Raw genomic sequence first — 24,940 nt, 5'->3', positions numbered from 1 at the left:
TTAGAAAAGGGACAAGTTTTGAATTTGAGCATAAATATCTATACTAACCTATACATTATGCGGCAACAATAGGAAATAAGAAGCTTTTTACTTGAAAAAAATGTGGATGTTAATACTAAAGATGGAAAGGGACGTATACCTATACATTATGCAACTTATTCTAAACAGCACGAAATAACTCAAATTTTATTACAACCCGGCAGTGAAATTGATACAGTAGACAATTATGGCGGCACACCTTTTTTCTATTTGCTACTAAAGCATGAATCAGGTCAAAATAAAATGTTACTGGACTTCTTTTTAAATAATAAAGTTAATCTTAACATTAATGCGTGTGGTGAGTCAATTTTTAATCACGCATTAACATCAAGAGATAAATGGTTACTTGAGAAGTTAATATCTAAAGGTGCTGATATAGGACAAGGCGTTCTATTGCATAATCCACTCGATCACAGTATAGCAGAACTTGTAAAGATAGGTGTTGATAAAGAAAAGATAATTTATGCATTAAAAAATATAATTCTCATATTAATGAGCAATTAAAAATTAACACCATACAAAAATACTTGGGTGCAAAATCAGCCAACAATTATAAAGACATGGATGTTAATGATTATAATTATGATTTACCGGATGAAGAAGGGTTTGCAAAAAATACACACGAAAAATTATTAAAAGATGTTATGCAACGTCTTAAAAACGGTAAAGATAAAGATGGCATTATTAATACATTAATTGAGATTAGTATTAATGAAGATACAAGAGCAGAGTTAATAGAAAAAGTTTTAAATTATAATGTTAATGATAATAATCCTGTAGCAGCTCCAACATTAGTAACTCCTGTAGCAACCCCTATAGTAGTACCGGCTCCATCAACTTCAACAGAAGAAAAGTTATCGACTGAAGTGAAGACACTCCTTACAATAGAGAAAATAAGAATGATATTATTAATTTCGTACTTCTTTATCAGACTACTAACAAGAATGTAAAAAGTGAGTTAATAGATTATATTTGTGAATATTCTTTCGGTACTGAATTAGCCGGACAGATAGGTGCAGATATTCAATTCTAATTTAAAATCTCTTTAAGTTCTTTTAAAGAAAAATCCGGTGGTTTTAGGTAGTCTAGTACTACCTTACCACTATCTAGGACTATAAGCCTTTTGCCGTAATTTACGGCATCTTCTAAATTATGTGTGATCATAACGGAAGTGATCTTATGTTTCTCTATAATCTCTGCTGTTTTTTTCATCACTTCCAAAGAAGCTTTCGGATCTAAATTTGCCGTATGTTCGTCTAGAAATAATATTTTAGGTGGATGAGCTATGATAAGTGCCAACAGTATAATCTGCTTTTCTCCACCGGAAAATTTACCTAATGGCTGTGACAGTAAAGGCAAAAAGCGTTTAGGCGCACCTGTAAACTCTAACAACTCGCTACTTGCTAACCGTTCATTACTAGAGAATCTACTTTCCCACAAAATGATATTTTCTTCAAGGGTTAGCTCGGTAAATAGCCTCTCTTCAGCTTTTTGTGTTAATGTAACTAATGTAGAAGCTTTTTGTCCTTTAGGTATTTTATCGATTCTGACTTGATCTAGACACACTTTCCCGCTAGTAGGTTTTAAATAGCCGGCAAGTATTTTAGCTAAAGTAGACTTACCGCTACCGTTATGACCCAATATTACAATAAACTCTTCTTTAGCAATATTTAAAGTAGTTTCAGCAATTATAGGTTCGATTCTTTCTTTAACTTTGAACTGTATATTTTCTGCATATAAATAAGGTTTCATAAAGCCTCTCTTTTTACAGAACTCAACGAAATAAACAATACTATCCCTAAAATAAGCTTAAGATTTATGGGATCGATGCCAATTCGGAGTAAAAAGCCCAGAGCAATAAAGTAAAATAATATACCTATCAAACAAGAAAATATCTCTTTAAACGCATTAAAATTATTAGCATGGATTAAAATATGACGCCCTATAACAATTGCACCAATACCGACTAGTGCCACCCCGAAACCCATATTAATATCGGCAAAACCATTTACTTGTGCAGATAAAGTACCGGTTAAAGCAGCCAAACAATTACTTATGCTAAAACCGATAGTACGGTAAAGCTCGGCAGGTTTTCCTAAATTAATCAATAAATCTTTATTAAAACCAAAAGCACGCAGAAATAAACCGAGCTTACCTTTTAATAAAATTATAACTGAACATATAATAAGACAATTGATTATTACTAAAGGTATTAACCAATTTTCGAGATCTAATACAGATAATAGAGTCGGCATACCAAGAACCGATATATTAGGACGCTGCATAATTTGTAAGTTAACCGAATAAAGCATAAAACTTGCAAGTATTCCGGCTATAAGCCCGTTAATGCGGTTATTCTTCTGCATAACACTAACTATACTGCCTATAATTCCGCCTGCTATTACGGCAAATATTAATGCAGGAAATAACCCAAATGAAAGGCTGCGGGCAAACACTGCCGCACCAAGTACATAAGTACCGTCTACGGTAAGATCGGTAATTTTGAGGATCCGATAACTTATATACATCCCTAAAATAAGCGGCAGCATTATTAAGGATTGCTCAAGAGCAGTAACTAAAATGTTCATGTTACTACTCTTCAAGTTCTTTACGCGCGAAAGGAAGTACGGATAAATTTTCTTTAGTAAGAATATCTTGTTTAACAAATGATTTAAGGTTAATAAATAAAGTTAAGTCTTTCATATCCCCAAATGGAATATCTTTCGGTTCTATTCCTTGTAAGATTTTTTTTGCCATTAAACCTGCTTCTACGCCTATTTGCTTCTCTTGTACTCCTACCGCAATAGTTGCCCCGCTAATTACCGAACCTTCATCGGAAGCAATTATCGGAATACGGCGTTTAAATGCTTCTTGCTTTAAAATATTAATCCCACTGACTATTAAATGATCTTTCAAAATTATAAAACTCTGCGTATTTTCAGGAGCATTCTTTACAGCTACAGGCATATCATTGAAATTTTGTATCATTACCGTATGCAGAGAAATATTGTTTTTTCCAGCATATAATTTTAACATTTCTACTTCAGGTATAACTTTCTCGCTACTGCTATAAATTAAAGTGATATTCTGTAAAAAAGGTAATTTACTAATGGTGTCAGTGATTTGTATCTCATCGTTAACACCGGTAACTAAAGGTAGGTTTTTACTATTAATCATAGCAGCAGCACACACAATCGGTTTATTTGTTATATGAGAAATAACAGTTTGGCTGGCTGTCGTGCCTATTGGAATTATTATATCAATATCCTGATCTTTTATTTGCTTTATAATGGCAAGTAAAATATTAGAATCAGCATGAGCATTTTTAACTATAATTTCTGCATCTATATCTTTTAGCGACTCTTTAATTCCTGATATAATCTCAGTCATTGCGGCATGTTCAAGTGGAACAATGACTGCTACTTTTTTTTGATCCGCATAAACTGCAGCTGTGATGAATAAAACAAAAAGAAAAGAAAAAAATTTTTGAAAAATATTAGAGATAAACATTTTAATATCCTGTTATAAGTTATAATTTAATAATCAAAATTTAAATTTGCATATAGCAAAAACATAAACGCAAAAAATTATCTACGCCAACGCCAATTTTGTATTAAACTATTAACCTTTAAAGATATCATAAATATTTTTAACTGTAGAAATATAAAGTAAAGATAAAAAACTTATCTTGCTTTGACTAGAAGCTAAATAGTCAAGAAAGCTCTACCTTAGAGGCTATCTGTAAATAAATTTTAAGGCTAATTAAAACTTATTTACAGATAGCCTCTTAATTTTTAATGTTTAGCACTATTTTTAGATTATGTCAATAACCAATAAATAGTATTGCCTAAAAGAATTACTTGAGATAGCCTATACTTCGATGTCATAACCGCTTTTACGAAACGTTATTATTGCATAAAGTTGTTGCACGGCTACAAAAAACCTACTCGATGTCATCCCCGCATAACATTGTTGCGTAGATCGAAAAATGTATTTGGTGTCATACCGTGGCTTGACCACGGCATCCATAAAAGTAACTTTAAAATACTAAATTTTTAGTATTTTAAATTGGATCCCGCGACCAAGTCGCGGGATGACAGGGGTGGAATCGATCCACGCAGGAATGACCTAAACAAGCCATTCATCCTCTTAATGACGATTCAGTACCCATGCGGCAAGGCTTATAAAATGAAAAAGGAATTCATTTCTTAAACTATGCATTTTCTGTTTGTTCTAATACCGTTTGCCCTAGTAATTGCGATAGAACATCTTGACCTGCTTCAGTCCAACTTACAGGTGGCTCTTCGTTTGGTAAACCTGTACCATAACGATCATTAAATACTCTAACTGCTTGCTGAGTAAATTGATCAAATGTACTTGTGGATTCTACTCCATAGCCATATTCTTTTAAATTTTCCTGTAAAGTATTAACTTTTTCTCCAGTACTATCAAGACTTAATAATAATTCACTCTTTTGCTCTTGCGTAGTCTCAAAATATCTACCAAAACCAGCTTCAGCTAATTCTTTCCAAGGAAATTTTGATCCAGGAGCTATATGAGCATTGCCTTCTCGGTTTACAGTTACTTCACCAAGACCGACTAAATCATGTTTTAAATCTAAATTTGGATATCTTTCTGCTACATCCTTAAGAAATTCTTTTAATTTCCCTATTTGCTCTTCAGGAAAATCACTTTTTGCATCATTAATAAGCATGACTCCAATACCAAACTTATTAACACCTACTTCTCCTTTCCAACTACTCTTGCCTGCATAAAAAGCTTGATCTGTTAAATCATTATGATATTCTTTTTGAGTCCCATCCTTATCAATTATGTAATGAACACTTGCACCTCGCTCATCCAATACTTCACGAACAGCCTTAATATCCTTGCTTACAGAATAAGTAATTACTACACAGGTAGGTTTTACTCCTTCCGGTCTTGGGGCCATATATTTACCATTTGGACTATTGGTATTACTAATGCCGTTATTTTCAATAGCCTTACTTTTACTCATAACCTTCCTCCAATATATTTAATAATTGTTGACAGCTCAGAATTTACTAAACCTTAACCAAAATTAATACTTTGGTAATGTTAAGTCAATAAAAATTTAAATATTATTCACAAGGTATCTATACTGATCTGACAAGTTCAATGATTATTTTTCTAATATTTGGATTTTGTACTCTAGTAAATGCTCTAGTTAACGATAAAAGTACTCTTTCCATAGTCCTTGATAATTCATTTATAATCAAAAGAGACGTCATGTTCATATTGCCCTTCTTCTTCAGCAATATTATTTAAGAAATCACTTTCTATTTCTTTGAATAGATATTCAATTTTATTATTAGGAGTATTTTTATTGTCAGCTTTTAACTTTTCTTCTTCAGAACTATTAAAGAAATATTTTAAAGGCGTATTTAAAACTTTTGCAAAAACATATAACCTACTTATAGGTATATTACTTAAACCTTCTTCATATTTTTTAACAAACCTTCTTCATATTTTTTAACTTGGAGAGCACTAATACCGAAAAAGCTTGCCCTAATTCTTTTTGGCTAATACCTACAGCAAGACGTCGTTCTTTTAAACGTTCACTTGCGAGTTTGTCTGGATGTTTTATTGAATCATTCATTTTAACAATAAGCTTTAATTAATTATTAATAAAGGCTATTCAACTTTAAATGTAGTATATATTACTTTATATTTAATCAAGCAACTTTATTAAAAATTTAATATAATAATGCTAAAACCCTTTGATTATCAAGAATCAAGGCTAATAAATAATTAATTAAAAGTATCAAAACGATGAGTAATAAAATAGTAAAATTACCAAATTGCGAGAATATAGTGGGAGAGATTAATTTTTTAGGAATTAAACCTTGAGTATAATTTATTTCATTTAGATTTAGTTTTTTTATTGTTCTGCCAAAAGGATCTACTATAGCTGAAATACCGTTATTAGCTACTCTAATCATAGGTAAACCATTCTCTACGGCTCTACTTCTACTAATATGAAAATGCTGATATGGACCGCTAGATTTACCATACCATGCATCATTTGTAATATTAATTATTACATCGGCTATTTCATTATTAGTCCGTACAAAATCAGAAAAAATAGATTCATAACAAATCAAAGGTTTAATTTTAAGATTATATTTTTCAAGATAAACAAGCCCTCCGTTTCCTTCTTTATAATCAATTAAACCATGAGTTAATTTTTTAAACGGTAGTATCGTTTTAAGGGGCATATACTCACCGAAAGGTACTAAATGTGATTTATGGTATTCAAATAATTTATGATTATTTTTATCAAGAGCATACATAGCTGAGTAAAGTTCAAACTCATCACCTTGTTTTTTATTATCCGAAATTCCTCCTGTTATCAAAATAGCATTTGTAGAATTTAGCATTTTTAATAATTTTGATTTAACTTGCGGTATATCATCAGGTACTACTAATGCTGCCTCAGACCAAATAATTAAATCGGTAGGTTCCAAATTTTCCGATAAATTAATATGTAGCATTAAATTATGCCAAAATTCTTCTTCATTCCATTTTTCGGTTTGAGGTATTGAAGGTTGCACTAATCGTACTTTTATATCCGTGAAATTTGTATGGTTATTACTTAGCCTCACTGCTCCGTAAATGACAATGATGGTTAATACTAGGACTGAACTAGCTAGTAATATTTTTAACTGAGTAAATTGCTTGCTAAATAAAGGATAAGCTGATGTAGAAATATATATAACTATAAAACTAAGCCCATATATCCCTATTATACTTAAAGGCTGTATTAAAATATCTGAAAACGAAAAAGCATAACCGATCAAACTCCAAGGAAAACCGGTAAAAATCCACGAACGTACCCACTCAAATAATACCCAACATAAACAGAATATAAATTGGTAATATTTATTATTTTTAGCAAAAAAACTAAGCGTGCAGCTTGCTGATATAAAGCAAGCTAAAACTATAGGTAGTCCAAATAACGCAAAAGGAATTGCCCACCAAAAATCTGCAATATAAACGCTAACACCGATACTTATCCAATATATTCCACTTAAAAAATGCCCAAAACCGAATAAATAACCAAATTTTGTGGCTTCGTGCCAATTTTCGGATTTTTGAACTATATAACATAAGTAAGATAACGTTAATAATGCCGGTATAAAGAAAGTCGGAGCAAAAACTAAACCGCTTAATATCCCTAGCAGTAAACATATGATTTTAGGTTTATACATTTTTATCGATTATTTGTTTACAAAATAATACATCATGCTATCATTTCAGCAAGTTTTAATATAATGAGTAAATAAATGACTACAGGATTACTACAAGGAAAAAAAGGCTTAATTACAGGTATTGCAAATAATATGTCAATATCGTGGGCGATTGCACAGCTTGCTAAAAAACACGGAGCAGAGCTATGGTTTACTTATCAATCGGGAGTACTAGAAAAACGAGTTAAACCACTCGCTGAGGAAATAGGTTGTAATTTTGTTAGCGAACTTGATGTTACGAAGCCAAAATCAATTAGTAATTTATTTGATGATATAAAAGAGAAATGGGGTAGCTTCGATTTCTTACTTCATGGTATGGCTTTTGCCGATAAAAATGAATTAAAAGGACGTTATGTTTATACTAGCTTAGAAAATTTTCATAATTCTTTACATATATCATGTTACTCTCTTTTAGAACTCTCAAGGTCCGCAGAAGCCTTAATGCATAACGGCGGAAGCATTGTGACATTAACTTACTACGGCGCTGAAAAAGTTATACCTAATTATAACGTTATGGGAGTAGCCAAAGCTGCACTTGAGGCTAGTATAAAATATCTAGCAAACGATATGGGAGAAAATAATATTAGGGTAAATGCTATTTCGGCAGGACCTATCAAAACTTTAGCATCTAGTGCAATAGGTGATTTTAGTACTATGCTTAAATCTCACGCTGCAACCGCACCGTTAAAACGTAATACTACCCAAGAAGATGTAGGAGGAGCAGCAGTATATTTATTTAGTGAATTATCTAAAGGTGTTACCGGTGAAATCCATTATGTAGATTGCGGTTATAATATTATGGGAAGTAATAAATTATAAATTATCATCACAATCCATGATTTCTTTTTTTGAGGTGTTCAGGTTTTGGAGGAACAGGCGGTTTTTTAGATTTTGCCTGAACTTTTTTAGCCTCTAACGGCAATACCAGATTATTTAATCTATTTAACTCTTTTGAGATTTGTTTTAACTGTTCTTGTACTTCTATCTTTAAAGGAGTATGAGAATTTTTCATTTCACTATTTATTATTGTGCCTATTTTCTCAAGATTTTTTTTAGAAATGGAATATGATTTTATACCTATATAATTAACAATCTTTGACCACCAAGTTTGTCTTTTATCTAATCCTTGATATATTACATCTACTAAATCATTTTTTTTGAATGTTAATATATAATCAGAAGCTCCTTCTAAGGATTTAGATAAATGCCTTTTTATTGCTCCTTGTCTCTTATCTTCAATATTTACTTTTTTGTCTTTCTTGAGTTTTGTTATTGCTTTTTCAATTATTGAAGATATCTTAGTTTCTTTTCCTGCATGTGCTTTATTTTCTAAATTTTCTTTGGTATTAAAATTTATATTAGTTCCTATTTTAGCATCTACTAATTGTTTAGCATATTTACCGTTAGGATCTTGTATTTCTCGCTCTATCTCAGCAGATTTTAAACCTAATGATATATATCTGATTCTCGGAAAAGTGGAGCATATAATAAAAAATTAATACTTTGAGCTATTCTACTATCTATCAAATCTATAGAATCTCTTTTGGGATAAAATTTTTCTTGTAAAATACGATAGTGATCTAATATTTCCTGTGTTATATCTTTTACATCAAGAGATTGTAATTCTCCTTTATCATTAAATTTTGCTTTCATACCTGAACGTTTGGCTTCCAATAATAATATTTCTTGAAAAACTTTATTATTAGGAGTACGACAAACGAAATTAGGATCGTTATCCGGCATTAATTCATTTGCATTTTCCATTATTGCTTGATTGAGTTTATGTAATTGCTCTTTATTAAGCTTTTTATCTAACAAACTTATAAAAGCTTCTCTTTGTTTTTGCTTACTTGCAGTACTAAAAGCCTGCTGCATCTTTTGCAAAACAACAAAATCAAAATTTTTGTTACCTATTTCTTGGATAACTAAATTTGCTAAATTTTTTGTTTCAGTATTCACTGTTTCTTTTTTATTTTTTGTAGCCATATTTAGTATTAATCTCACTTATAATTATTTAAATATTAATGATAGATTAAATTAATTTCTAGATGTTTTTACTATATTTATAATCAAAACTTTAAAACAGTATCTAGCAAGTCATACTGGTCCTGAGCTATTACCCAAAATTTCTATTGATTCTATTGTTTCATTATTCGATTGACTATGCATTACTAAATCTAAAATATTCGAAGATGCTAAATTGCTAATATAAACACCTTGTACATCATTTAATACATAATCAACTACTAATAATTTAGAATCAGCAGAAGTTCCATATAATGACATTTTTGCCTCAAATAATTTTTTAAATGTATCTAATTCAAGTAATTCTTCACATACAGCATGTTCTTTAATATCTCTACTTACAAATAAACTCATTATGCTTCGTGCTAAACTATTTTTAATATACAAGTCTTTTAAGCATTCAATAAAATTTTCAAAAAAATTTAGTTCTTCAAAAGGAATTTTGAAATCAGGTAATAATGCTTGATATAATTTTTGCTGCAATTCCTTTTTTTCAATTAGTTCTTCAAAAGGAATGTTTAGATCACTGAACAATTCTTGATATAATTTTTGCTGCAATACCTCCTCCTCAAATTTTTTCAAATAGAAATTATCAATTAATAGCTTGTAAAGCTTAAGTACCCCACTAGGAAGGTTAATTTTCAAAGTTCCTTTTTTATCAATTTCTACAGTAAACCTGTTTTCTTTTGCTTCTAAATATATTAGATCTCGAAATATACTATCCTCTTTTGTTCTACGAAGTAAAAAAGCTGCATCTTTAGAATCAACTAAATCTAAAGCATGTTTCATTATTGTTGCATTAAGCTCATGTAACCTATTGTTAGATATAATCTCTTCTACATCTGCTAGAAAAGATTTTCTATCATCTATTTTTAATTTCCTTAAATTTTCTAGAACTTCTAAAGTTATTTCTCCTTGTTGAATTTTGTTAAGTAACTCATAATAGTTGCTAAATTTTACTTCTTGATTTTTGCATCCTAACCCGATATAAACATTGCATCCTGATTCTTTCTTTTGAGCTAATCCAGAATATTCTTCTTCAATTTCTCTAGGTTGACTAATACAAGAGCTCATAATGTCTTTTAGCTTCATATAATTTATTCCTTACATTTAATAAGGAGTATTATATTTAGTTAAGAAATATTAACAAGTACTTTATAGAAGATTAAGATAAATTAATTTTTATTGAGAGGATGATGCAACAATGCTTTTTTGAGATGATTAGTTTGAAGATGAGTATATATTTGGGTAGTAGATATATCAGCGTGACCAAGCAGCTCTTGAATTACTCTTAAGTCTGCTCCGCCCTCAAGCAAATGACTTGCAAAACTGTGACGTAATATATGCGGAGAAATATACTCAGGGTTAAGTCCTGCATAAAGGGCAGCAGATTTTAACAAAATAGCAAAATTTTGCCTAGTCATATAACCAGCTAAAGCTGATGAGGGAAATAAATAAATTAGATTGCTTGGTTTAGCTTTATTCACAAAAACATCTCTAATTGCAAGATATTTAGCAATACTGATAACTGCCTGTTCATTTATTACTATGACTCTTTCCTTATTACCTTTACCAAGTACCGAAAATATTTTTCTTACTTCTCCTTTAGACGTTTTATTAGTCAGAATATCAGCAAGCTTAAGACTAACAAGCTCCGAGACTCTAAGACCACTAGCATAAAGCAAATGAATCATAGCATTAAGCCTGATACCTTCAGGAGAATTATCGTGAGAGCAATGTTCAAGTAACGATTTAATTTGAGCTATAGATAATATTTCGGGAAGTTTATTTTGATATTTGGGCAAATCTACGTTAAGAACCGGATTAAACGCGGTATGGTTTTCGCTAATTAAAAATTCATAATAACTTTTTATAGTTGAGATTTTTCTGTTGATTGAGCGTGCTTGCAAATCATTACTTGCTAGATACTCAATCCAGTCTCTAATATTCTCATTAGTAATATTTAATTCGGATAATTTTTGTTTAGCAAGATAATTTTGAAAATCGAATAAGTCACGCTTATAGCTAAGTATTGAATTTTTTGACAATGCTCTCTCGGCTAAAAGCATTTCTAGGAATTGCGCAATAAATGCCATAAGATGTTTTAATTTCTATAATGGAGGCCAGGGTCGGAATCGAACCGACGAATAGAGGATTTGCAGTCCACGGCATTACCACTTTGCTACCCAGCCTAATCATTGTCATACCACAATCCTATGTCATTCCTGCGAAAGCAGGAATCCATAAACAGATAATTGTATTTGTACTGGATTCCCGCTTTCACGGGAATAACATAAATACTACCAACATCCATACAAAAAAACAACTATTTTTATATTAAACTCCTAATCCTTGCAGGATATTTAAACGATTTATCCTTCATAAAATTCAAGAACTGGCTAACTGAATCTACTATATCGTCATTTTTAATATGGGGAAAATTCAGTAATTCCTTTAAAATTATGCTTGATTATTTAGGTATTAGAACACTAGCTGATTAAAATAAAGGAACTACCGAGGCGAATCTTGTAACTTTATCAAAGCTTGGCTTAATCCCTATCACTCTAATATTACCACCTAAAAATCCTATATCTTGAATCAATTGTTGACCACTTGCTTTATCTTCGATTAATATAAATTTTGGCTGATATTCTCTAGTTAGTTTTTCCGTCAAATTCTTAAGCTCAGGATAATTAATTGTTTTCCGTACTAATGATACTAGATAATATTTCTGTTCAAGAATCCCCCATATATTACAAACACTATAATTGGAATCTTCGGAAATCTTAATTGCCGTATCCCAGCTTTATACAAAATAATCAAATCTTGAAGGTAGATTTTCATAAAAGCTAATATCTTCCATATTCAGTAACGATGACCTTTGTGCTATCGGTTCTTGTAAATATTGAGCATTATCATTATAGCTACCTATTTCCTGCTCTAATTTCATTAAACAATCAGGAGGTTCTTTATATCTGTCTAATAACTTTACCACTAAGATATTGATATTCTTTATTCATTAATTTAAAGGAGTAATCTTGAATGCTAATCGCCGGAATTTTTAAATGATGCCATGAATTGCTATTATTAAGTAGATAACCAGATAAATCATCCGTATGCAGACGCTACATAACTAAAACTATCGCTCCCTTATTACGATTATTTAGTCTGCTAACAAAAGTTTGCTCAAACCAATCTATAACTTTCTTACGTATTTTATAAGAATGAATTTGCGTGGGGTTATGAGGATCATCGATCATTAAGATATCACCGCCCTCACCTGTTGCTGATCTTCCAACCGATGTTGCAAATCTAAAGCCATTAGCTGTCGTTAAAAACTTACTTTTTTGATTATGGGGTTTACTAAGGATAGTACTTGGGAAAAGTTCTTTATACCAATCAAAATTTAAAATGAACCGACAATCTAGTGAGTGTTTAATGCTCAGTATTTGAGAATAGCTGGCAACCATAATCCTTTTGGTAGGATTCACCCCCAATAAATAAGCAGGCCAAGCAACGCTAACACAAATAGATTGTAGTAAACTCCTTGGCGGTATATTAATTATTAAACGATTAATATCACCGCTTTACACGGCATTTAAATAATCGGCAATTATTCTTATATGCTTACTTGGGATAATACTCCGCTCCAGGATTAATAGTATTAAATACCTTAATTATAAAACTATGAAAATCCTGTCGTAAAATAGAATTTAAGAGTTCTTTAGAGTGGAGCATATTGTACCTACATCGTCATTGCGAGGAAAAATTGTAAGTTTTGACTAAGCAATCTAAGGCAAGATTCCTGAGGTTGCCACGCTCCTTGAAATCGCTCGCAATGACCTTAAAATCTTATCATAAATTATCATTGCCATTAATCCCCTATAGTATATAATTTTGAAAAATAATATATTTATCTATGAAATTACTAAAAATTATTTTTATCATCACTATATGCATTAATTTTCCTATATTCGCAGAAAATTTAGAGTCGGTTACTACAACCGAAGATATTGAAAATGACGTATTTATCCCTCTTGATGAAAATCATCCTATTTTAAATCCAAACGATAATATTAATGATAGTTCTGAGTTTAAGAATTATACAAATGGCAAAATTATTGCTCTAAATAACATTACTGCTACTTCTGAAGAGATAGATTTTAAAGTAGGAGAAGAAAAATATTTCGGTAATATAAAAATCAAATTGCACAAATGTATAAAAAACCTTGATCCATATAATGAAGATAATTATTTGTTGATGACCATAACGGAATATAAAATAGACGAAGATCCTAATTTACTCTTTCAAGGATGGATGATTTCTTCAAGCATTTCACTTTCAACGTTTGAACACCCAATCTACGAAATTTTTGCTAAAGATTGTTTTTAGATGCAATATTTAATTTCAAGTTTAATATTTTTAATTCCAAGCCTTGGGATGCTGGCGGGCTTATCCACTGCAGCTACTGTTACAATTTTTTTGCTTATATCATTCCTGCGAAGTATTAATAGTCATTGCGAGCGACTGAAAGGAGCGTGGCAATCCAGTAACAATGTCATACCGTGGCTTGACCACGGTATCCAAAAAATAAAAAAAGACTGGATCCCACTACAAGCTCACGGGATGATAATGTTATTCACCGCTTGGTGCTTTATATCTTGTTTATTCGCAATTCATCTTATTAATAGCTTAGCTACTTTTACTCAAGTTTTTATACTCTTATTTCTTGGCTTTGCAGTTAGTAATTCTTCTCCTTTTCAAAATCGCTTACAGCTTAAAAAAGCCTTAATATTCGGAATTCTCACAGCAATATTATTATTCTTCATCGAATATTCTTCTCATGGATTTTTAACAAGAATATTCAAAACTAGTTTTGGCTTATATATGCTAGATCGTGGTTGTGCTTTACTTTCAATTACTGCTTGGGTAGCGATTATAATTTTACTTTCTAACGGTAAAAAACGACATGCATTAATGCTATATATATTAGTACTTTATTTACTAAGTATTTCCGATAGTTTAGCAAGTTTTTTAGGCTTCGGTATAGGAGGAGTAATATTTATTTTAACAAGATTTATGAAGCCGATATTTTTCAAATTAATCGCAATAAGTTTAATTACCGGCTCGTTACTATTTCCTGTGATAGCTAAACAAATAGAACCACAAGATTTATCTGAACAATATTTAGCTACACAACCTTCCGCTGCTCATCGTTTATTTATTTGGCATTTCGTCGCAAACAAAATCATTGAAAAGCCGATTTTAGGCTATGGCTTAGCTTCTTCTAAATATATCGAAGCTGATGATAGTGAAATGATCGATTACAACGGAGAAAAATGGCATCCTTTGCCGCTTCATCCTCATAATAATATATTACAAATTACTCTTGAACTCGGTATAATAGGTTTAATATTATTTTTATGCTTAGTTTATAAATATCTCAAACAAATTAGTAATCTCAAAAATAAAAATTTCAAGGCAATTTCCTATGCATGTTTTATAAATTACTATATTATCGGCATGATTTCATATAATATTTGGCAAATATGGTGGATATCAAGCGGTATTTGGGTACTAGTTTTAATGAAGCTACTAGTTAAACCTGATATTGTCATTGATAATTGATGCTATTTGAGGTAAATATAGAGTTAAGTGTTATTAAATCTACGTCATTGCAAGCAGCCGTAGGCTGCGTGGCAATCTCATCAAATATCCTGAGATTGCTTCGTCGCATTACTGTGCAATTCTTCTCGCAATGACGGAACAATATAATAAAAAACATATGCTACAAAACTCAGAACTTTTACAAGAATATCTACCGATTGCTATATTTTTCGGTATTGCGATATTGGTTTCCGGTTTAATAATGATTCTACCTAACCTATTATCGACAAAAAAATATAATAAAGATAAGCTAGAACCTTATGAGTGCGGTTTTGAGCCTTTTAGCGATGCAAGAGCAAAATTTGACATACGTTTTTACTTAGTTGCTATTTTATTTATTATCTTTGATCTTGAAATTGCATTTTTAGTGCCTTGGGCTATTAGTCTTAATACGATAGGTAAAATAGGCTTTTTCTCAATGATGTTTTTCTTATTCGTACTTATTATCGGGTTCATATATGAATGGAAGAAAGGAGCTTTAGACTGGTAGTAATATGAAAAATAATTTTTATCAAGAAGACGAATTATTAAGTAATGAGCTTTCTAATAGAGGATTCTTACTCACTAAAGTTGATGACGTTATAGGCTGGGCGAGAGCTAATTCCTTATGGCCTATGACTTTTGGGCTTGCTTGTTGTGCTGTTGAGATGATGCAGGCAGCAGCAAGTAGATATGATATGGATCGCTTCGGTATGTTATTTAGACCAAGTCCAAGACAGTCCGACCTTATGATAGTTGCAGGAACGCTTACTAACAAAATGGCACCGGCTCTACGTAAATTATATGATCAGATGGCTGAACCTAAATGGGTGCTTTCAATGGGTAGCTGTGCCAATGGCGGCGGCTATTACCACTTTTCCTATTCGGTAGTGCGTGGCTGTGATAGAATCGTACCGGTTGACGTATATGTCCCTGGCTGCCCTCCTACCGCTGAAGCATTAATTTACGGGCTTATGCAGTTACAGAAAAAAATTAAACGCACTACAGGTTTTAAGTATGACGCTAGACAAACTCATTGAAAGACTTGCAGCTAAATCTAGCATTTTAATAACTCCAATCACGGTTAAAGATTACCTAGCTTATAAAATCGAGCCGAATTTTTTATTGCCGTTTTTAAAAGTTCTAAAAGAATCGGAAGAATTACGCTTCACTTTACTTACTGATTTATTTGGAGCTGATTTTCCTCAGAATAACGTAGTCAATTCAGTTGGGCTTGGCCACAAGGAGCAAGACGCGAAGCCTATAACTAATAGGAAAGCGACGAGCGACAATGTAGGCAAGTCCAAATCAATTGACTATAAAAGGTTTGAAGTAGTATATAATTTATTAAGCTTAAAATTAAATAAGCGTCTTATAATAAAAGTATATATATCTGAAAAAGAAACTATACCTTCAGCAATGAATATATTTAGTGCCGCTTGTTGGTATGAGCGTGAAGTTTATGATATGTACGGGGTAAATTTCGAGGGTAATGACGATAAAAGACGCATACTAACCGATTACGAATTTGAGGGGCATCCATTACGTAAAGATTTCCCGTTAACAGGCTATACACAAGTTAAATATGATGAGAAGCTAAAGAAAGTAGCTTATGAACCGGTCGATTTAGACATAGAATATCGTGATTTTGATTTTAGCTCGCACTGGCATAGCCCGAGTTATGTATTGCCAGGTGATGAGAAGGCAACCGATGTCATTCCTGCGAAATCAGGAATCCAGAAATAAAATGAACATCCTGTGACTTGATCGCGGGATCCAGAAAAAATAAAAAAGACTGGACCCCGTGGTCAAGCGAACTAGGTGACAGTAGGAAAAATACTATGACTAACAACACCAAAACTATAACTCTAAACCTTGGTCCACAGCATCCGGCAACTCACGGAGTTTTAAGGTTAATCCTTGAGATGGACGGGGAAGTAGTAAATAATGCCGACCCTCATATTGGGTTACTTCATCGTGGTACGGAAAAGCTTATTGAGCATAAAACATATTTGCAGGCTATACCATATTTTGATCGTCTTGATTATGTTTCGCCGATGTGTCAGGAACATGCATTTGCTTTAGCTGTCGAGTCGTTATTAGAATGCGAAGTCCCACGAAGAGCTAAATTTATCAGGGTACTATTCTCAGAGCTAACAAGAATTTTGAACCATACTTTGAATATTGGCAGCCAAGCTTTAGATATCGGTGCTACTACTCCTTTATTATGGCTCTTTGAAGAGCGAGAAAAGATCATGGAATTTTACGAGCATGTTTCCGGCTCTCGTATGCATTCAAACTACTTTAGACCAGGCGGGGTTGCAGCAGATTTACCAGAAGGTTTACTTGAGGATATAGATAAGTTTATAGAACAGTTTCCTCCTAAACTTCACGATATTGAAAGTCTACTAAATGAAAATAGATTATGGAAACAACGTTTAGTAGATATCGGCGTTGCGTCTCAAAAAGAGGCAATGGACTGGGGGTTTTCAGGACCAATGCTTAGAGGTTCGGGTATAGCTTGGGATTTACGCAAGTCAAACCCTTATGACGTTTACGATGAAATGGACTTTAAAGTACCAATCGGCAAAAACGGTGATTGTTACGACAGATATTTCGTTCGTATGCTTGAAATGTACGAATCAATCAAGATAATCAAGCAATGTATAGAAAAAATGCCGAAAGGTGCAGTTAAAACCGATGATCCTAAATTAACACCACCGACAAGAGCCAAAATGAAAGAATCTATGGAAGCAATGATTCATCATTTTAAGCTCTATACGGAAGGATATGACGTCCCAGCCGGCGAGACCTATAAAGCCGTAGAAGCCCCTAAAGGCGAATTTGGTGTATATTTATACTCGCAAGGAGGTAATAGACCTTATAGATGTCGTATTAAAGCACCCGGCTTTGCTCATTTGCAAGGACTAGATTTTATGTCTAAAGGTCATTTAATGGCAGATGTTATTACTATTATTGCAACGCTTGATATAGTATTTGGTGAGATAGATAGGTAATATATTTGTCATGCCGTGGGCTTGTACTTGCGTTGCTCTGTCATTCCCACGAAAACAGGAATCCATAAAACTAAAAAACAAAAAATGTATTGGGTATATATATTATGCTCCAATAAGCATGGTACTTTATATATTGGTATTACTAATAATATAATACGTCGTGCTTATGAACATAAACAAACAATAATAAAAGGTTTTACCGCAAAATATAATATTATAAAGCTTGTTTATAAAGAAGAATTTACTGATATTCGAGAAGCACTTACAAGAGAAAAAAACTTGAAAAAATGGCAACGTAGTGGGAAAATAGAACTGATAGAAAAAACTAATCCTGAATGGAAAGATTTAATTAAATAGTTCTATGGATTCCTGCTTGCGCAGGAATGACATAAAACTATACCATACTAAAAATATATATATGAATACAAAAATTACAAATTTTACATTTGATAAGAAAAATTTAAATCTAGCAGAAGAGATTATAAAAAAATATCCACCGCATGGAAAAAGAAGTGCAATACTTCCGCTGCTTGATCTAGCACAACGTCAAAACGGCGGCTGGCTACCTGTTCCTGCTATCGAATATGTCGCAAATATGTTAGCAATGCCTTATATACGGGCTTATGAGGTTGCAACATTTTATACTATGTTTAACTTAAAGCGAGTTGGTAAATATCATATCCAAGTATGTACTACTACTCCTTGCTGGCTGCGTGGTAGTGATGATATAATGAAAATTTGTGAAAAGAAATTAGGTGTAAAACTCAAAGAAACTACTGAAGATCAAAAATTTACTTTAAGCGAGATAGAATGTTTGGGAGCATGCGTTAACGCTCCGGTCGTACAGATTAATGACGATTATTATGAAGATCTAACTCAAAAAAAAATGGGAAAAATAATAGACAAGCTTCAAAATGACTAGAATCTTATTATTATTACTTAGATTTTATCAATATTTCATTTCTCCACTACTTGGCAATAATTGCCGGTTTCACCCCACTTGTTCTGAATATGCCAAAGAAGCTATATCAATGTACGGCAGCATAAAAGGCTTGTGGCTTACCTTTAAAAGAATCATCAAATGTCAACCGTTTTGCGACGACGGATATGATACCGTTCCAATCTCTATAAAAAATTCTAAAACACTTAATAAAAAAATATAAATTATGTTTATTGTAAACCTTAAATATACCTTAGGCTTAGACCTTTCTTCTGTTGAAAAATTTATTACGGAACATAGAAAATGTTTAGATACATGTATGATAAAGGGTATTTTATTAGGTCCTATACATCCAAGAATTGGCGGTATTATTTTAGCTAATATAGAAAAACTAAGTCAGCTTAAAGATATAAGAGAAGATCCTTTTTATATAAATAATATAGCTGAATATGAAATTACTAACTTCACTCCTACAAAATGGCATAAGAATTTAAATATTTTTTTCAAAAACATGAATAAACTAATCCCTTTACCTCGTGAATTTTTTGCAAGAGATACTAATGTAGTAAGCACTGAGTTAATCGGTAAAGCTCTTTATTTCCAAGGTAAAACAGCTATCATTACTGAAACTGAAAGCTATATAGGGCAGAATGATCCTGCTTGCCATGCAGCAAGAGGGCGAACAAAAAGAACGGATATAATGTTTGGTCCTGCAGGCTTTAGCTATGTCTATTTAATTTACGGAATGTATTATTGTTTAAATTTCGTAACCGAAGCTAAAGGCTTCCCTGCTGCGACCTTAATAAGAGGCGTACATGTTATTGCGCCTGAAAATCTATACCTCAACGGTCCGGGTAAATTATGCAAATATTTAGGAATTAATATTTCTCATAATAAATGCGATCTTATAAATAACAACGAATTTTTTGTCGGTGATATCGGCTTAAAGCTACCCTACTCTACTACTGCTCGTATAGGTATTACTAAAGGCATGGATAAATTATGGCGTTATGTTGTTACAGATATCACTAATTTAATCTCTCAATATAATGTATAGCCTTAATAAGGTCATATTGATTTACGGCGAAAGGACCTCGAAAAGGTTTGTCTAATATAAATAATAACAAAAGCATTGATGATGAAGTGATACAAACTAAACCAACCGAAATCTTATGTAAATAAAGCTTGGTGCCAAGCATACAGACAAAAATTACATTAATAGCAGTTATTATACATACAACTATCCAATATTGAATATTTAAGGGAAAATAGGACATTTCTGTTATACCTTACTGTATAAAGCTCTTTTATCTACTCAATGATGATTTCCTGCTTAGTCAATAGCTGAATTTGCTCGCTTGTTTTATAAGCTTGTAGTCTCTTATTAATATCTTGGAGGACACTAAGAGCTTCATGACCGATTTGCTTGCCGTCTTTCATTAATTGCCATTCACGCTACATTACACCTTTGGTATAATTTTTAATATCTAGATAAATTTTAGGTCTCATTTCATGAGGAAGCCAACCTACACTATCTGCAAGCCTTATCAACACTATAGATTCTGCTGCCACCCCTTCTTGTGCTTTATTAAAATTACCGAGTAAATAAATTAATACAAAACCGGTTGATACCGCATACATACTACCAACTACACCCGATAAAAACCCACCAAAACTTCCAAGCTCTTCTTTTTGAAAATTATTAGGAATAATGTATTTTGTTAAATATAAACATCCAGAACAAAAACTCATCAAAACAATATTAGGAACGGTATAGATAAAGTCAATTATATGATTACATAGGTATTATTAACCATGTCCTGCTGAATATTTATGTAATATACTAGAAATAAGAGTTTGATAAGGTAATCCCTCATAAGCAGCTTTTTGTTTTATTCTCATTAAATCACTACTAGAAATACGAATATTTATTCGAGTATCTTTTTTTAAATAATTAGCTGCTACCACTTGTGCTATATGTTTCTCTTGTTCAAAATTTTTAATTCTTTGCCATTCATCATTTTCAAAAGACTCCAGCAATGCGTTTTCTTCAGCATCTAGTATTATATTTGATATATTCTCTTTATTTCTCATTACTTTTTCCTATTTTTAGATATTTCTGAGTAGCTTTGCGACGTGGAATAATAGTCTTTAAAAAAACTGTTCCATCAACTTCAATAATAAAAGGCATTAAATAGGCGTATTCATTAAATTTAATTATATACATTTTTTGCTTTGAATATTTATTAGGATTTGGATGTTCTATTATATCCAATAAACAATTACTTTCTATAACTGATATTATTTCTTCAAAACTTACCTTGCGCTTACTTATTAACTTATAATTTTTTTCAGCAGAAAAGCTATAATTACATTTCTTTGTCATCTTATGATGTTAGTACAATGTATGCTTTATGTCAACACTACACTTCCGTCTCTTCTAAGACTACTGTAGAATCAGCAAGTTTAGTAATTTTTTCAATTTTTAACCGAGCTTCTTTTAGTTTTTTCTCACAATGATTCTTAAGTAAAATACCTCTTTCAAAGCTATTAACTGCCGTCTCTAGACTCTCTTGTCCGTTATCTATTTTTTTAACAATTTCCTCAAGCTCTTTTAAAGCTTCTTCAAAGCTAATATTTGCTTCTAAAGTTTTAGTATTAGTCATTTATTTTTATTTTTTAATGGTTATCTGTAGTGGTTGTGTCTTCAGTTGTTTGGGGTATAAGTAATTTTTTTAGCTCACTACTATCAAAAGTTTTCTTAGGAGCAAAAATACTCCCTTGCATTTTTATATTAAGATGTGCCAAGCTATCTTTATCAGAACTTGTATTTGAGGTATTTAACTTAACAAGCCTTGCCGGCACGTAAAATGATAAAATGCTAGATGCATCCATATCAAAATTATATATATTAACTGCAAAAGAGGCCGCACCGCTACTATATTGTGTTGCAAATTTTACTTTCTTTAAAAGGACAATACCTTTTTGCAGTTCAATATCACCGCTTATACCTCTAATATTTTCTTGTCCTGTGGTTATAGCACTATTTATATCTTTATCTAAATTTTGTACCTTATAATCAGCTGTATCAATTTTTTCTATAAAAGAATCAATTGCAAAATTATTAACATCTATATTGTTTATAGCAAATTGTGATTTTGTAGTCAGGTTATATAGCTGGCTTTGAAGAGTGTTACCGTTAGTTCCTAAACTACCGCTTATACTTATTCTTCCACCACTTGCAGTAAATATTTTAGGCATAAGAGCTGAAACTTTGTTTAAGTCTATTGCATTTAAAGCATATACGAAATTTATAGCATAAGGTTTTAATAAAATATTGCCGTTACCTTGAAGCTTACCGCCTAATAATTCTGCTTCAATATTATTAAATTGTAATAAATTATTATTATTTGCTACATAAAATTTAACATTTTTCAATATTAAATCATTTTGTAATAATGTCGACAATGTACCAGAAACTTGTAAGGTAGCTTTATCTAAACTATAATCATTTATTAATTTATTTCTTAAATTAAGCATTCCTGCCGGTGATAATAAATCAGTCGTAAGATTACCGTCCTTAATTTCTACGGTCAAAGAAGGTAATACACTCGATGCATCTAAGTTCCAGCTAGTTGATAAATAGCTGTTAGCAGTTTTAAAATCTAAATTACTAATTTTTATATTAGCTGGTAAGATTTTAGCAAGCAAATTCATTTTGTCAAATACATGATCGTTATACTTAACGCTATCTATCAGAATATCTAAATGAGCTAAATATCCTATTGTTCTAATAGGGATGAATTTACTTGGATAATCTAGAGCTTTCATATCTTTAGTTAAATTTTTTGTAAATTCGATAAGCGGCGAAATTATTGGATACGTTCTACTGCTTAAGTCAAGCGAAGATATATTAAGCGTAGCGTTTAAACGAGGTGTTTGAGCAATAAATTTACTAGAAAAATTCCTGATAAATTTAAATTATCTGTTTTGAGTAATAAATTTTTAAAAAATAAATCTATTAAAGTGAGTTTTAAATCCGATGACAAGCTAAAAGGAATAGCTTCTTTAATAGTAACGTCGTTAAATCCTAAAATATTCAGTAACGAATTTATATCGTTGTGCTTTAAATATAGCTGTCCATCAAACATACTTCTAACGGCATTCTGTGTTACATTACCTGTAAGCTTAAATTCTCCACCTGATTTAATATTACCTGAAAATTCATTTATCTTTAAAGTACCCTTTGATAAGTTAGAAGAAAAGACTATTTTTTCTAGTGCTTCATTATTACTTAAAATTATTTCGTTAATTGCCACGTCTGCTTTAAGTAATTTATCGGCAAAAATAAATCTAATATTTGAAGAAGAAGTATTAAATGTTACCTCTGCATTTGGAGAAATTAACGAACTTAAATCTATTTTAGGAAAATCTAGTTTTACATTAGTAGTAATATTATCATTTTTAGCAATGTTAACAAATCCATGACCAATAATAAAAGACGATGCTATTACTATGTCTTTTAGCTCTATTTCATCTTCATTATTTGAAATATTAAATTTAACGTTTACTGCCTCATGTTGATTAAATTTATTAAAAAGATGATTTAAATCCGGTAATATATTATACACTACCGATGCTAAATTTTTAATCTGATATTCACCACTACCGCTAGTAAGCTTAGAATCTTTGTAAATTTGCGATAACTTAAAACCATAATCATTATTATCAATATTAAGACTAAAATCTACTATATCGTCATGTTTATTAATTGAACCTGAAATTTTACCTATATAGTTACTTGTAGTTTTAAATATGTAATTAGACGATAAAGCATTTTCTTTTTTTAATATACAATTATTAAAATTTAAAATAGAATAATCTTGTTTATTAATAATACTTAGATTAGTAACATTTAGATTTATATTTTGTAATTTATATTTAAAGAAATTCTTTATTAACTCTTCATGATTATAAATATTTAATACATGAGAATGTGAATAAAATTTAGCATCTAATATATCTATTTTATTAATTTTAGGATTAAATTTTATAAGCGACCACAACGAAAAATGAATTTTAATCTGCTCTAAATCTAACTTTCCTTCTTCTCTTATCGTCTCAATAACTAAATAGGACAAAGGAAATTTATTCATCTTTATTTTGCCGATATTTTCTTTCGCAATTCCTAAATGACTGGTAAAATTATTAGTAACCGAATTATAGTTAACAAACGATAATGCACCAAACATTATAAATAACAATAATGAGAAACAAATTATGACGCCAGCAGCTATTTTTTTTATCATGTCTGTAAAAAAGTTTTTAAATATATTATTATATATAATTATCAAAATTTAAAGGCAAATTAATGAATTCTTTAGAAAATTTAATTTTAGTCGGTGTAATAAAATCATGTCATGGAATTAAAGGTCATGTAATGTTAAAATCTTTTACCGACCCTGCTACAAAAATACTTGAAAGAAATTTAGTAAATGAGTCAGAAGCAAATATACATATTAAGCTAATTAGCCAAAATGCCAAAGGAGAATTAATTTGTACATTTAATGATATAGCTACTCGAAATGAAGCTGAAAATTTAAAAGGTTATAAAATATTTTGCTTAAGAGCAAGTTTACCGAAACTAGAAGAAGATGAATTTTATATAGCGGATTTAACTCATTTACCGGTATTAAACCAAGATCATAAAGAAATAGGCAAAATTAAAAATATTCTTAACTTTGGTGCCGGTGACATAATTGAAATAGAATTTTCAGATCAAACAACCGAATTATTACCTTTCAATAAAGAATTTTTTCCTATTATAACTAAAGATTATGTGATTTTAAATTATCAAAGAGAAGCTTGAATAATTTACCGTAGTTTTCAATTTCTTTATAGTACCCTACGATTCTTATTCACCACTGTCTCATCCCGTGGCGTGGTGACCACGGGATCCAGTTAAAAATACTAAATTTATTAG

General features: G+C 31.2%; 28 protein-coding genes, 1 tRNA gene and 3 pseudogenes. 14 read left to right on the top strand and 18 right to left on the bottom strand.

All coding sequences use genetic code 11. From position 1 onward, the window contains the following. Positions 1 to 102: 102 nt before the first annotated feature. Together RAT170B_RS02055 and RAT170B_RS02050 are read left to right on the top strand one after the other, a co-directional pair. A complete protein-coding gene (locus tag RAT170B_RS02055) occupies positions 103 to 543 on the top strand; it encodes an ankyrin repeat domain-containing protein (RefSeq protein WP_045805471.1) in 441 nt (146 codons plus the stop codon). A gap of 23 nt (positions 544 to 566) precedes the next feature. Next, positions 567 to 989, top strand: a complete 423-nt coding sequence (locus tag RAT170B_RS02050; protein ID WP_045805470.1) for a hypothetical protein — start codon at positions 567 to 569, stop codon at positions 987 to 989. A gap of 79 nt (positions 990 to 1,068) precedes the next feature. On the opposite strand, the gene RAT170B_RS02045 is transcribed toward RAT170B_RS02050, so the two are convergent. From RAT170B_RS02045 to lnt, 6 genes are all read right to left on the bottom strand, one after another. Then, entirely contained in the window at positions 1,069 to 1,791 is a 723-nt protein-coding gene (locus RAT170B_RS02045; RefSeq protein ID WP_045805469.1) for an ATP-binding cassette domain-containing protein, read from the bottom strand. Continuing rightward, complete coding sequence (locus tag RAT170B_RS02040) at positions 1,788 to 2,627, bottom strand: ABC transporter permease (RefSeq protein WP_014014194.1); 840 nt, start codon at positions 2,625 to 2,627, stop codon at positions 1,788 to 1,790. Before RAT170B_RS02040 ends, RAT170B_RS02045 begins: the two co-directional genes overlap by 4 nt. A gap of 4 nt (positions 2,628 to 2,631) precedes the next feature. Further along, the gene (locus RAT170B_RS02035) at positions 2,632 to 3,549 is read right to left on the bottom strand and encodes an ABC transporter substrate binding protein (protein WP_014014193.1); all 918 of its coding nucleotides are present in this window, start codon (positions 3,547 to 3,549) and stop codon (positions 2,632 to 2,634) included. A 703-nt stretch (positions 3,550 to 4,252) separates the two neighbouring features. Next, complete coding sequence (locus tag RAT170B_RS02030) at positions 4,253 to 5,056, bottom strand: N-acetylmuramoyl-L-alanine amidase (protein ID WP_045805468.1); 804 nt, start codon at positions 5,054 to 5,056, stop codon at positions 4,253 to 4,255. A gap of 471 nt (positions 5,057 to 5,527) precedes the next feature. Further along, positions 5,528 to 5,677, bottom strand: a complete 150-nt coding sequence (locus tag RAT170B_RS09585) for a hypothetical protein (RefSeq protein ID WP_146620325.1) — start codon at positions 5,675 to 5,677, stop codon at positions 5,528 to 5,530. Positions 5,678 to 5,774: 97 nt separating this feature from the next. Continuing rightward, complete coding sequence (gene lnt / locus RAT170B_RS02025; protein WP_045805467.1) at positions 5,775 to 7,289, bottom strand: apolipoprotein N-acyltransferase; 1,515 nt, start codon at positions 7,287 to 7,289, stop codon at positions 5,775 to 5,777. Positions 7,290 to 7,364: 75 nt separating this feature from the next. Between lnt and fabI the strand changes: the two genes are divergently transcribed. Next, positions 7,365 to 8,147, top strand: a complete 783-nt coding sequence (gene fabI / locus RAT170B_RS02020; RefSeq protein WP_045805466.1) for an enoyl-ACP reductase FabI — start codon at positions 7,365 to 7,367, stop codon at positions 8,145 to 8,147. Positions 8,148 to 8,154: 7 nt separating this feature from the next. On the opposite strand, the pseudogene RAT170B_RS02015 reads toward fabI, so the two are convergent. The 7 genes and pseudogenes from RAT170B_RS02015 to RAT170B_RS11120 form a co-directional block, all read right to left on the bottom strand. Further along, a pseudogene (locus tag RAT170B_RS02015) lies at positions 8,155 to 9,314 on the bottom strand (DUF5410 family protein). A 111-nt stretch (positions 9,315 to 9,425) separates the two neighbouring features. Beyond that, complete coding sequence (locus RAT170B_RS02010) at positions 9,426 to 10,445, bottom strand: DUF5410 family protein (protein ID WP_045805465.1); 1,020 nt, start codon at positions 10,443 to 10,445, stop codon at positions 9,426 to 9,428. Between the two features lie 83 nt (positions 10,446 to 10,528). After that, positions 10,529 to 11,449, bottom strand: coding sequence for a site-specific tyrosine recombinase XerD (gene xerD, locus RAT170B_RS02005; RefSeq protein WP_045805464.1), 921 nt, complete (start codon positions 11,447 to 11,449; stop codon positions 10,529 to 10,531). A 21-nt stretch (positions 11,450 to 11,470) separates the two neighbouring features. Then, positions 11,471 to 11,545 (bottom strand) — tRNA-Cys (locus tag RAT170B_RS02000). A 305-nt stretch (positions 11,546 to 11,850) separates the two neighbouring features. Then, the gene (gene terL / locus RAT170B_RS11130; RefSeq protein ID WP_261368643.1) at positions 11,851 to 12,096 is read right to left on the bottom strand and encodes a phage terminase large subunit; all 246 of its coding nucleotides are present in this window, start codon (positions 12,094 to 12,096) and stop codon (positions 11,851 to 11,853) included. Between the two features lie 63 nt (positions 12,097 to 12,159). Continuing rightward, a complete protein-coding gene (locus tag RAT170B_RS11125) occupies positions 12,160 to 12,348 on the bottom strand; it encodes a hypothetical protein (protein ID WP_261368636.1) in 189 nt (62 codons plus the stop codon). 130 nt (positions 12,349 to 12,478) lie between these two features. Beyond that, positions 12,479 to 12,844, bottom strand: coding sequence for a hypothetical protein (locus RAT170B_RS11120; protein WP_261368635.1), 366 nt, complete (start codon positions 12,842 to 12,844; stop codon positions 12,479 to 12,481). 428 nt (positions 12,845 to 13,272) lie between these two features. Between RAT170B_RS11120 and RAT170B_RS01985 the strand changes: the two genes are divergently transcribed. From RAT170B_RS01985 to RAT170B_RS01945, 10 genes are all read left to right on the top strand, one after another. Further along, on the top strand, positions 13,273 to 13,746 hold the full coding sequence (locus RAT170B_RS01985) for a DUF2155 domain-containing protein (protein WP_004995979.1): 474 nt from the start codon (positions 13,273 to 13,275) through the stop codon (positions 13,744 to 13,746). After that, a complete protein-coding gene (locus RAT170B_RS01980) occupies positions 13,747 to 14,982 on the top strand; it encodes an O-antigen ligase family protein (protein ID WP_045805463.1) in 1,236 nt (411 codons plus the stop codon). A 157-nt stretch (positions 14,983 to 15,139) separates the two neighbouring features. After that, a complete protein-coding gene (locus tag RAT170B_RS01975) occupies positions 15,140 to 15,511 on the top strand; it encodes an NADH-quinone oxidoreductase subunit A (protein ID WP_045805525.1) in 372 nt (123 codons plus the stop codon). 4 nt (positions 15,512 to 15,515) lie between these two features. Continuing rightward, positions 15,516 to 16,040 (top strand): NuoB/complex I 20 kDa subunit family protein, encoded by a 525-nt coding sequence (locus tag RAT170B_RS01970; protein WP_014014183.1) that lies wholly within the window; start codon positions 15,516 to 15,518, stop codon positions 16,038 to 16,040. Beyond that, a complete protein-coding gene (locus RAT170B_RS01965; RefSeq protein ID WP_014120709.1) occupies positions 16,018 to 16,746 on the top strand; it encodes an NADH-quinone oxidoreductase subunit C in 729 nt (242 codons plus the stop codon). Before RAT170B_RS01970 ends, RAT170B_RS01965 begins: the two co-directional genes overlap by 23 nt. A 95-nt stretch (positions 16,747 to 16,841) precedes the next feature. Then, complete coding sequence (gene nuoD / locus RAT170B_RS01960; RefSeq protein ID WP_014014181.1) at positions 16,842 to 18,017, top strand: NADH dehydrogenase (quinone) subunit D; 1,176 nt, start codon at positions 16,842 to 16,844, stop codon at positions 18,015 to 18,017. A gap of 84 nt (positions 18,018 to 18,101) precedes the next feature. Further along, entirely contained in the window at positions 18,102 to 18,374 is a 273-nt protein-coding gene (locus RAT170B_RS01955) for a GIY-YIG nuclease family protein (RefSeq protein ID WP_045805462.1), read from the top strand. A 61-nt stretch (positions 18,375 to 18,435) separates the two neighbouring features. Then, a complete protein-coding gene (nuoE, locus tag RAT170B_RS01950; protein WP_014014179.1) occupies positions 18,436 to 18,939 on the top strand; it encodes an NADH-quinone oxidoreductase subunit NuoE in 504 nt (167 codons plus the stop codon). Then, positions 18,932 to 19,180, top strand: coding sequence for a membrane protein insertion efficiency factor YidD (gene yidD, locus RAT170B_RS08245; protein WP_082068626.1), 249 nt, complete (start codon positions 18,932 to 18,934; stop codon positions 19,178 to 19,180). Before nuoE ends, yidD begins: the two co-directional genes overlap by 8 nt. A gap of 288 nt (positions 19,181 to 19,468) precedes the next feature. Beyond that, positions 19,469 to 20,014, top strand: a complete 546-nt coding sequence (locus RAT170B_RS01945; RefSeq protein WP_014014177.1) for a DNA-3-methyladenine glycosylase — start codon at positions 19,469 to 19,471, stop codon at positions 20,012 to 20,014. Here RAT170B_RS01945 and RAT170B_RS12040 read toward each other — a convergent pair. The 5 genes and pseudogenes from RAT170B_RS12040 to RAT170B_RS01920 all read right to left on the bottom strand — a co-directional run bounded on the left by RAT170B_RS12040 (position 19,986) and on the right by RAT170B_RS01920 (position 24,266). After that, positions 19,986 to 20,709: pseudogene (locus RAT170B_RS12040) on the bottom strand (hypothetical protein). The gene RAT170B_RS01945 and the pseudogene RAT170B_RS12040 sit on opposite strands and share 29 nt — an antisense overlap. Positions 20,710 to 20,766: 57 nt before the next feature. Next, positions 20,767 to 21,051: a CopG family antitoxin gene (locus tag RAT170B_RS01935; protein ID WP_045805461.1), complete on the bottom strand. Its 285-nt coding sequence runs from the start codon at positions 21,049 to 21,051 to the stop codon at positions 20,767 to 20,769. Next, positions 21,041 to 21,343: a toxin gene (locus RAT170B_RS01930; RefSeq protein WP_045805460.1), complete on the bottom strand. Its 303-nt coding sequence runs from the start codon at positions 21,341 to 21,343 to the stop codon at positions 21,041 to 21,043. The genes RAT170B_RS01935 and RAT170B_RS01930 overlap by 11 nt, the downstream gene beginning before the upstream one ends. 37 nt (positions 21,344 to 21,380) lie before the next feature. Beyond that, positions 21,381 to 21,623, bottom strand: coding sequence for an exodeoxyribonuclease VII small subunit (locus tag RAT170B_RS01925; RefSeq protein WP_014014175.1), 243 nt, complete (start codon positions 21,621 to 21,623; stop codon positions 21,381 to 21,383). 13 nt (positions 21,624 to 21,636) lie between these two features. Continuing rightward, a pseudogene (locus RAT170B_RS01920) lies at positions 21,637 to 24,266 on the bottom strand (AsmA-like C-terminal region-containing protein). Between the two features lie 62 nt (positions 24,267 to 24,328). Here RAT170B_RS01920 and rimM point away from each other — a divergent pair. Next, positions 24,329 to 24,826, top strand: a complete 498-nt coding sequence (gene rimM, locus RAT170B_RS01915; RefSeq protein WP_045805459.1) for a ribosome maturation factor RimM — start codon at positions 24,329 to 24,331, stop codon at positions 24,824 to 24,826. The last annotated feature ends 114 nt before the right edge of the window (positions 24,827 to 24,940 follow it).

It is taken from the genome of Rickettsia argasii T170-B (genome assembly GCF_000965185.1).
GTDB classification, from domain to species: Bacteria; Pseudomonadota; Alphaproteobacteria; order Rickettsiales; family Rickettsiaceae; genus Rickettsia; species Rickettsia rickettsii.
Note: the sequence above shows the minus strand (reverse complement) of the source record. Positions and strands in the feature narration are given on the sequence as shown.

Bases quoted from the DNA above. Each gene is read 5' to 3' on its own strand.
- RAT170B_RS01925 (WP_014014175.1), bottom strand. From the start codon at position 21,623: ATGACTAATACTAAAACTTTAGAAGCAAATATTAGCTTTGAAGAAGCT.
- nuoD (WP_014014181.1), top strand. From the start codon at position 16,842: ATGACTAACAACACCAAAACTATAACTCTAAACCTTGGTCCACAGCAT.
- yidD (WP_082068626.1), top strand. From the start codon at position 18,932: ATGACTAGAATCTTATTATTATTACTTAGATTTTATCAATATTTCATT.
- RAT170B_RS01970 (WP_014014183.1), top strand. From the start codon at position 15,516: ATGAAAAATAATTTTTATCAAGAAGACGAATTATTAAGTAATGAGCTT.
- RAT170B_RS02030 (WP_045805468.1), bottom strand. From the start codon at position 5,056: ATGAGTAAAAGTAAGGCTATTGAAAATAACGGCATTAGTAATACCAAT.
- RAT170B_RS02010 (WP_045805465.1), bottom strand. From the start codon at position 10,445: ATGAAGCTAAAAGACATTATGAGCTCTTGTATTAGTCAACCTAGAGAA.
- xerD (WP_045805464.1), bottom strand. From the start codon at position 11,449: ATGGCATTTATTGCGCAATTCCTAGAAATGCTTTTAGCCGAGAGAGCA.
- RAT170B_RS02040 (WP_014014194.1), bottom strand. From the start codon at position 2,627: ATGAACATTTTAGTTACTGCTCTTGAGCAATCCTTAATAATGCTGCCG.
- RAT170B_RS01980 (WP_045805463.1), top strand. From the start codon at position 13,747: ATGCAATATTTAATTTCAAGTTTAATATTTTTAATTCCAAGCCTTGGG.
- fabI (WP_045805466.1), top strand. From the start codon at position 7,365: ATGACTACAGGATTACTACAAGGAAAAAAAGGCTTAATTACAGGTATT.
- rimM (WP_045805459.1), top strand. From the start codon at position 24,329: ATGAATTCTTTAGAAAATTTAATTTTAGTCGGTGTAATAAAATCATGT.
- RAT170B_RS01945 (WP_014014177.1), top strand. From the start codon at position 19,469: ATGAATAAACTAATCCCTTTACCTCGTGAATTTTTTGCAAGAGATACT.
- RAT170B_RS01975 (WP_045805525.1), top strand. From the start codon at position 15,140: ATGCTACAAAACTCAGAACTTTTACAAGAATATCTACCGATTGCTATA.
- RAT170B_RS02045 (WP_045805469.1), bottom strand. From the start codon at position 1,791: ATGAAACCTTATTTATATGCAGAAAATATACAGTTCAAAGTTAAAGAA.
- RAT170B_RS01985 (WP_004995979.1), top strand. From the start codon at position 13,273: ATGAAATTACTAAAAATTATTTTTATCATCACTATATGCATTAATTTT.
- RAT170B_RS01955 (WP_045805462.1), top strand. From the start codon at position 18,102: ATGTATTGGGTATATATATTATGCTCCAATAAGCATGGTACTTTATAT.
- RAT170B_RS09585 (WP_146620325.1), bottom strand. From the start codon at position 5,677: ATGAATGATTCAATAAAACATCCAGACAAACTCGCAAGTGAACGTTTA.
- lnt (WP_045805467.1), bottom strand. From the start codon at position 7,289: ATGTATAAACCTAAAATCATATGTTTACTGCTAGGGATATTAAGCGGT.
- RAT170B_RS01965 (WP_014120709.1), top strand. From the start codon at position 16,018: ATGACGCTAGACAAACTCATTGAAAGACTTGCAGCTAAATCTAGCATT.
- RAT170B_RS01930 (WP_045805460.1), bottom strand. From the start codon at position 21,343: ATGACAAAGAAATGTAATTATAGCTTTTCTGCTGAAAAAAATTATAAG.
- RAT170B_RS02035 (WP_014014193.1), bottom strand. From the start codon at position 3,549: ATGTTTATCTCTAATATTTTTCAAAAATTTTTTTCTTTTCTTTTTGTT.
- RAT170B_RS01935 (WP_045805461.1), bottom strand. From the start codon at position 21,051: ATGAGAAATAAAGAGAATATATCAAATATAATACTAGATGCTGAAGAA.
- nuoE (WP_014014179.1), top strand. From the start codon at position 18,436: ATGAATACAAAAATTACAAATTTTACATTTGATAAGAAAAATTTAAAT.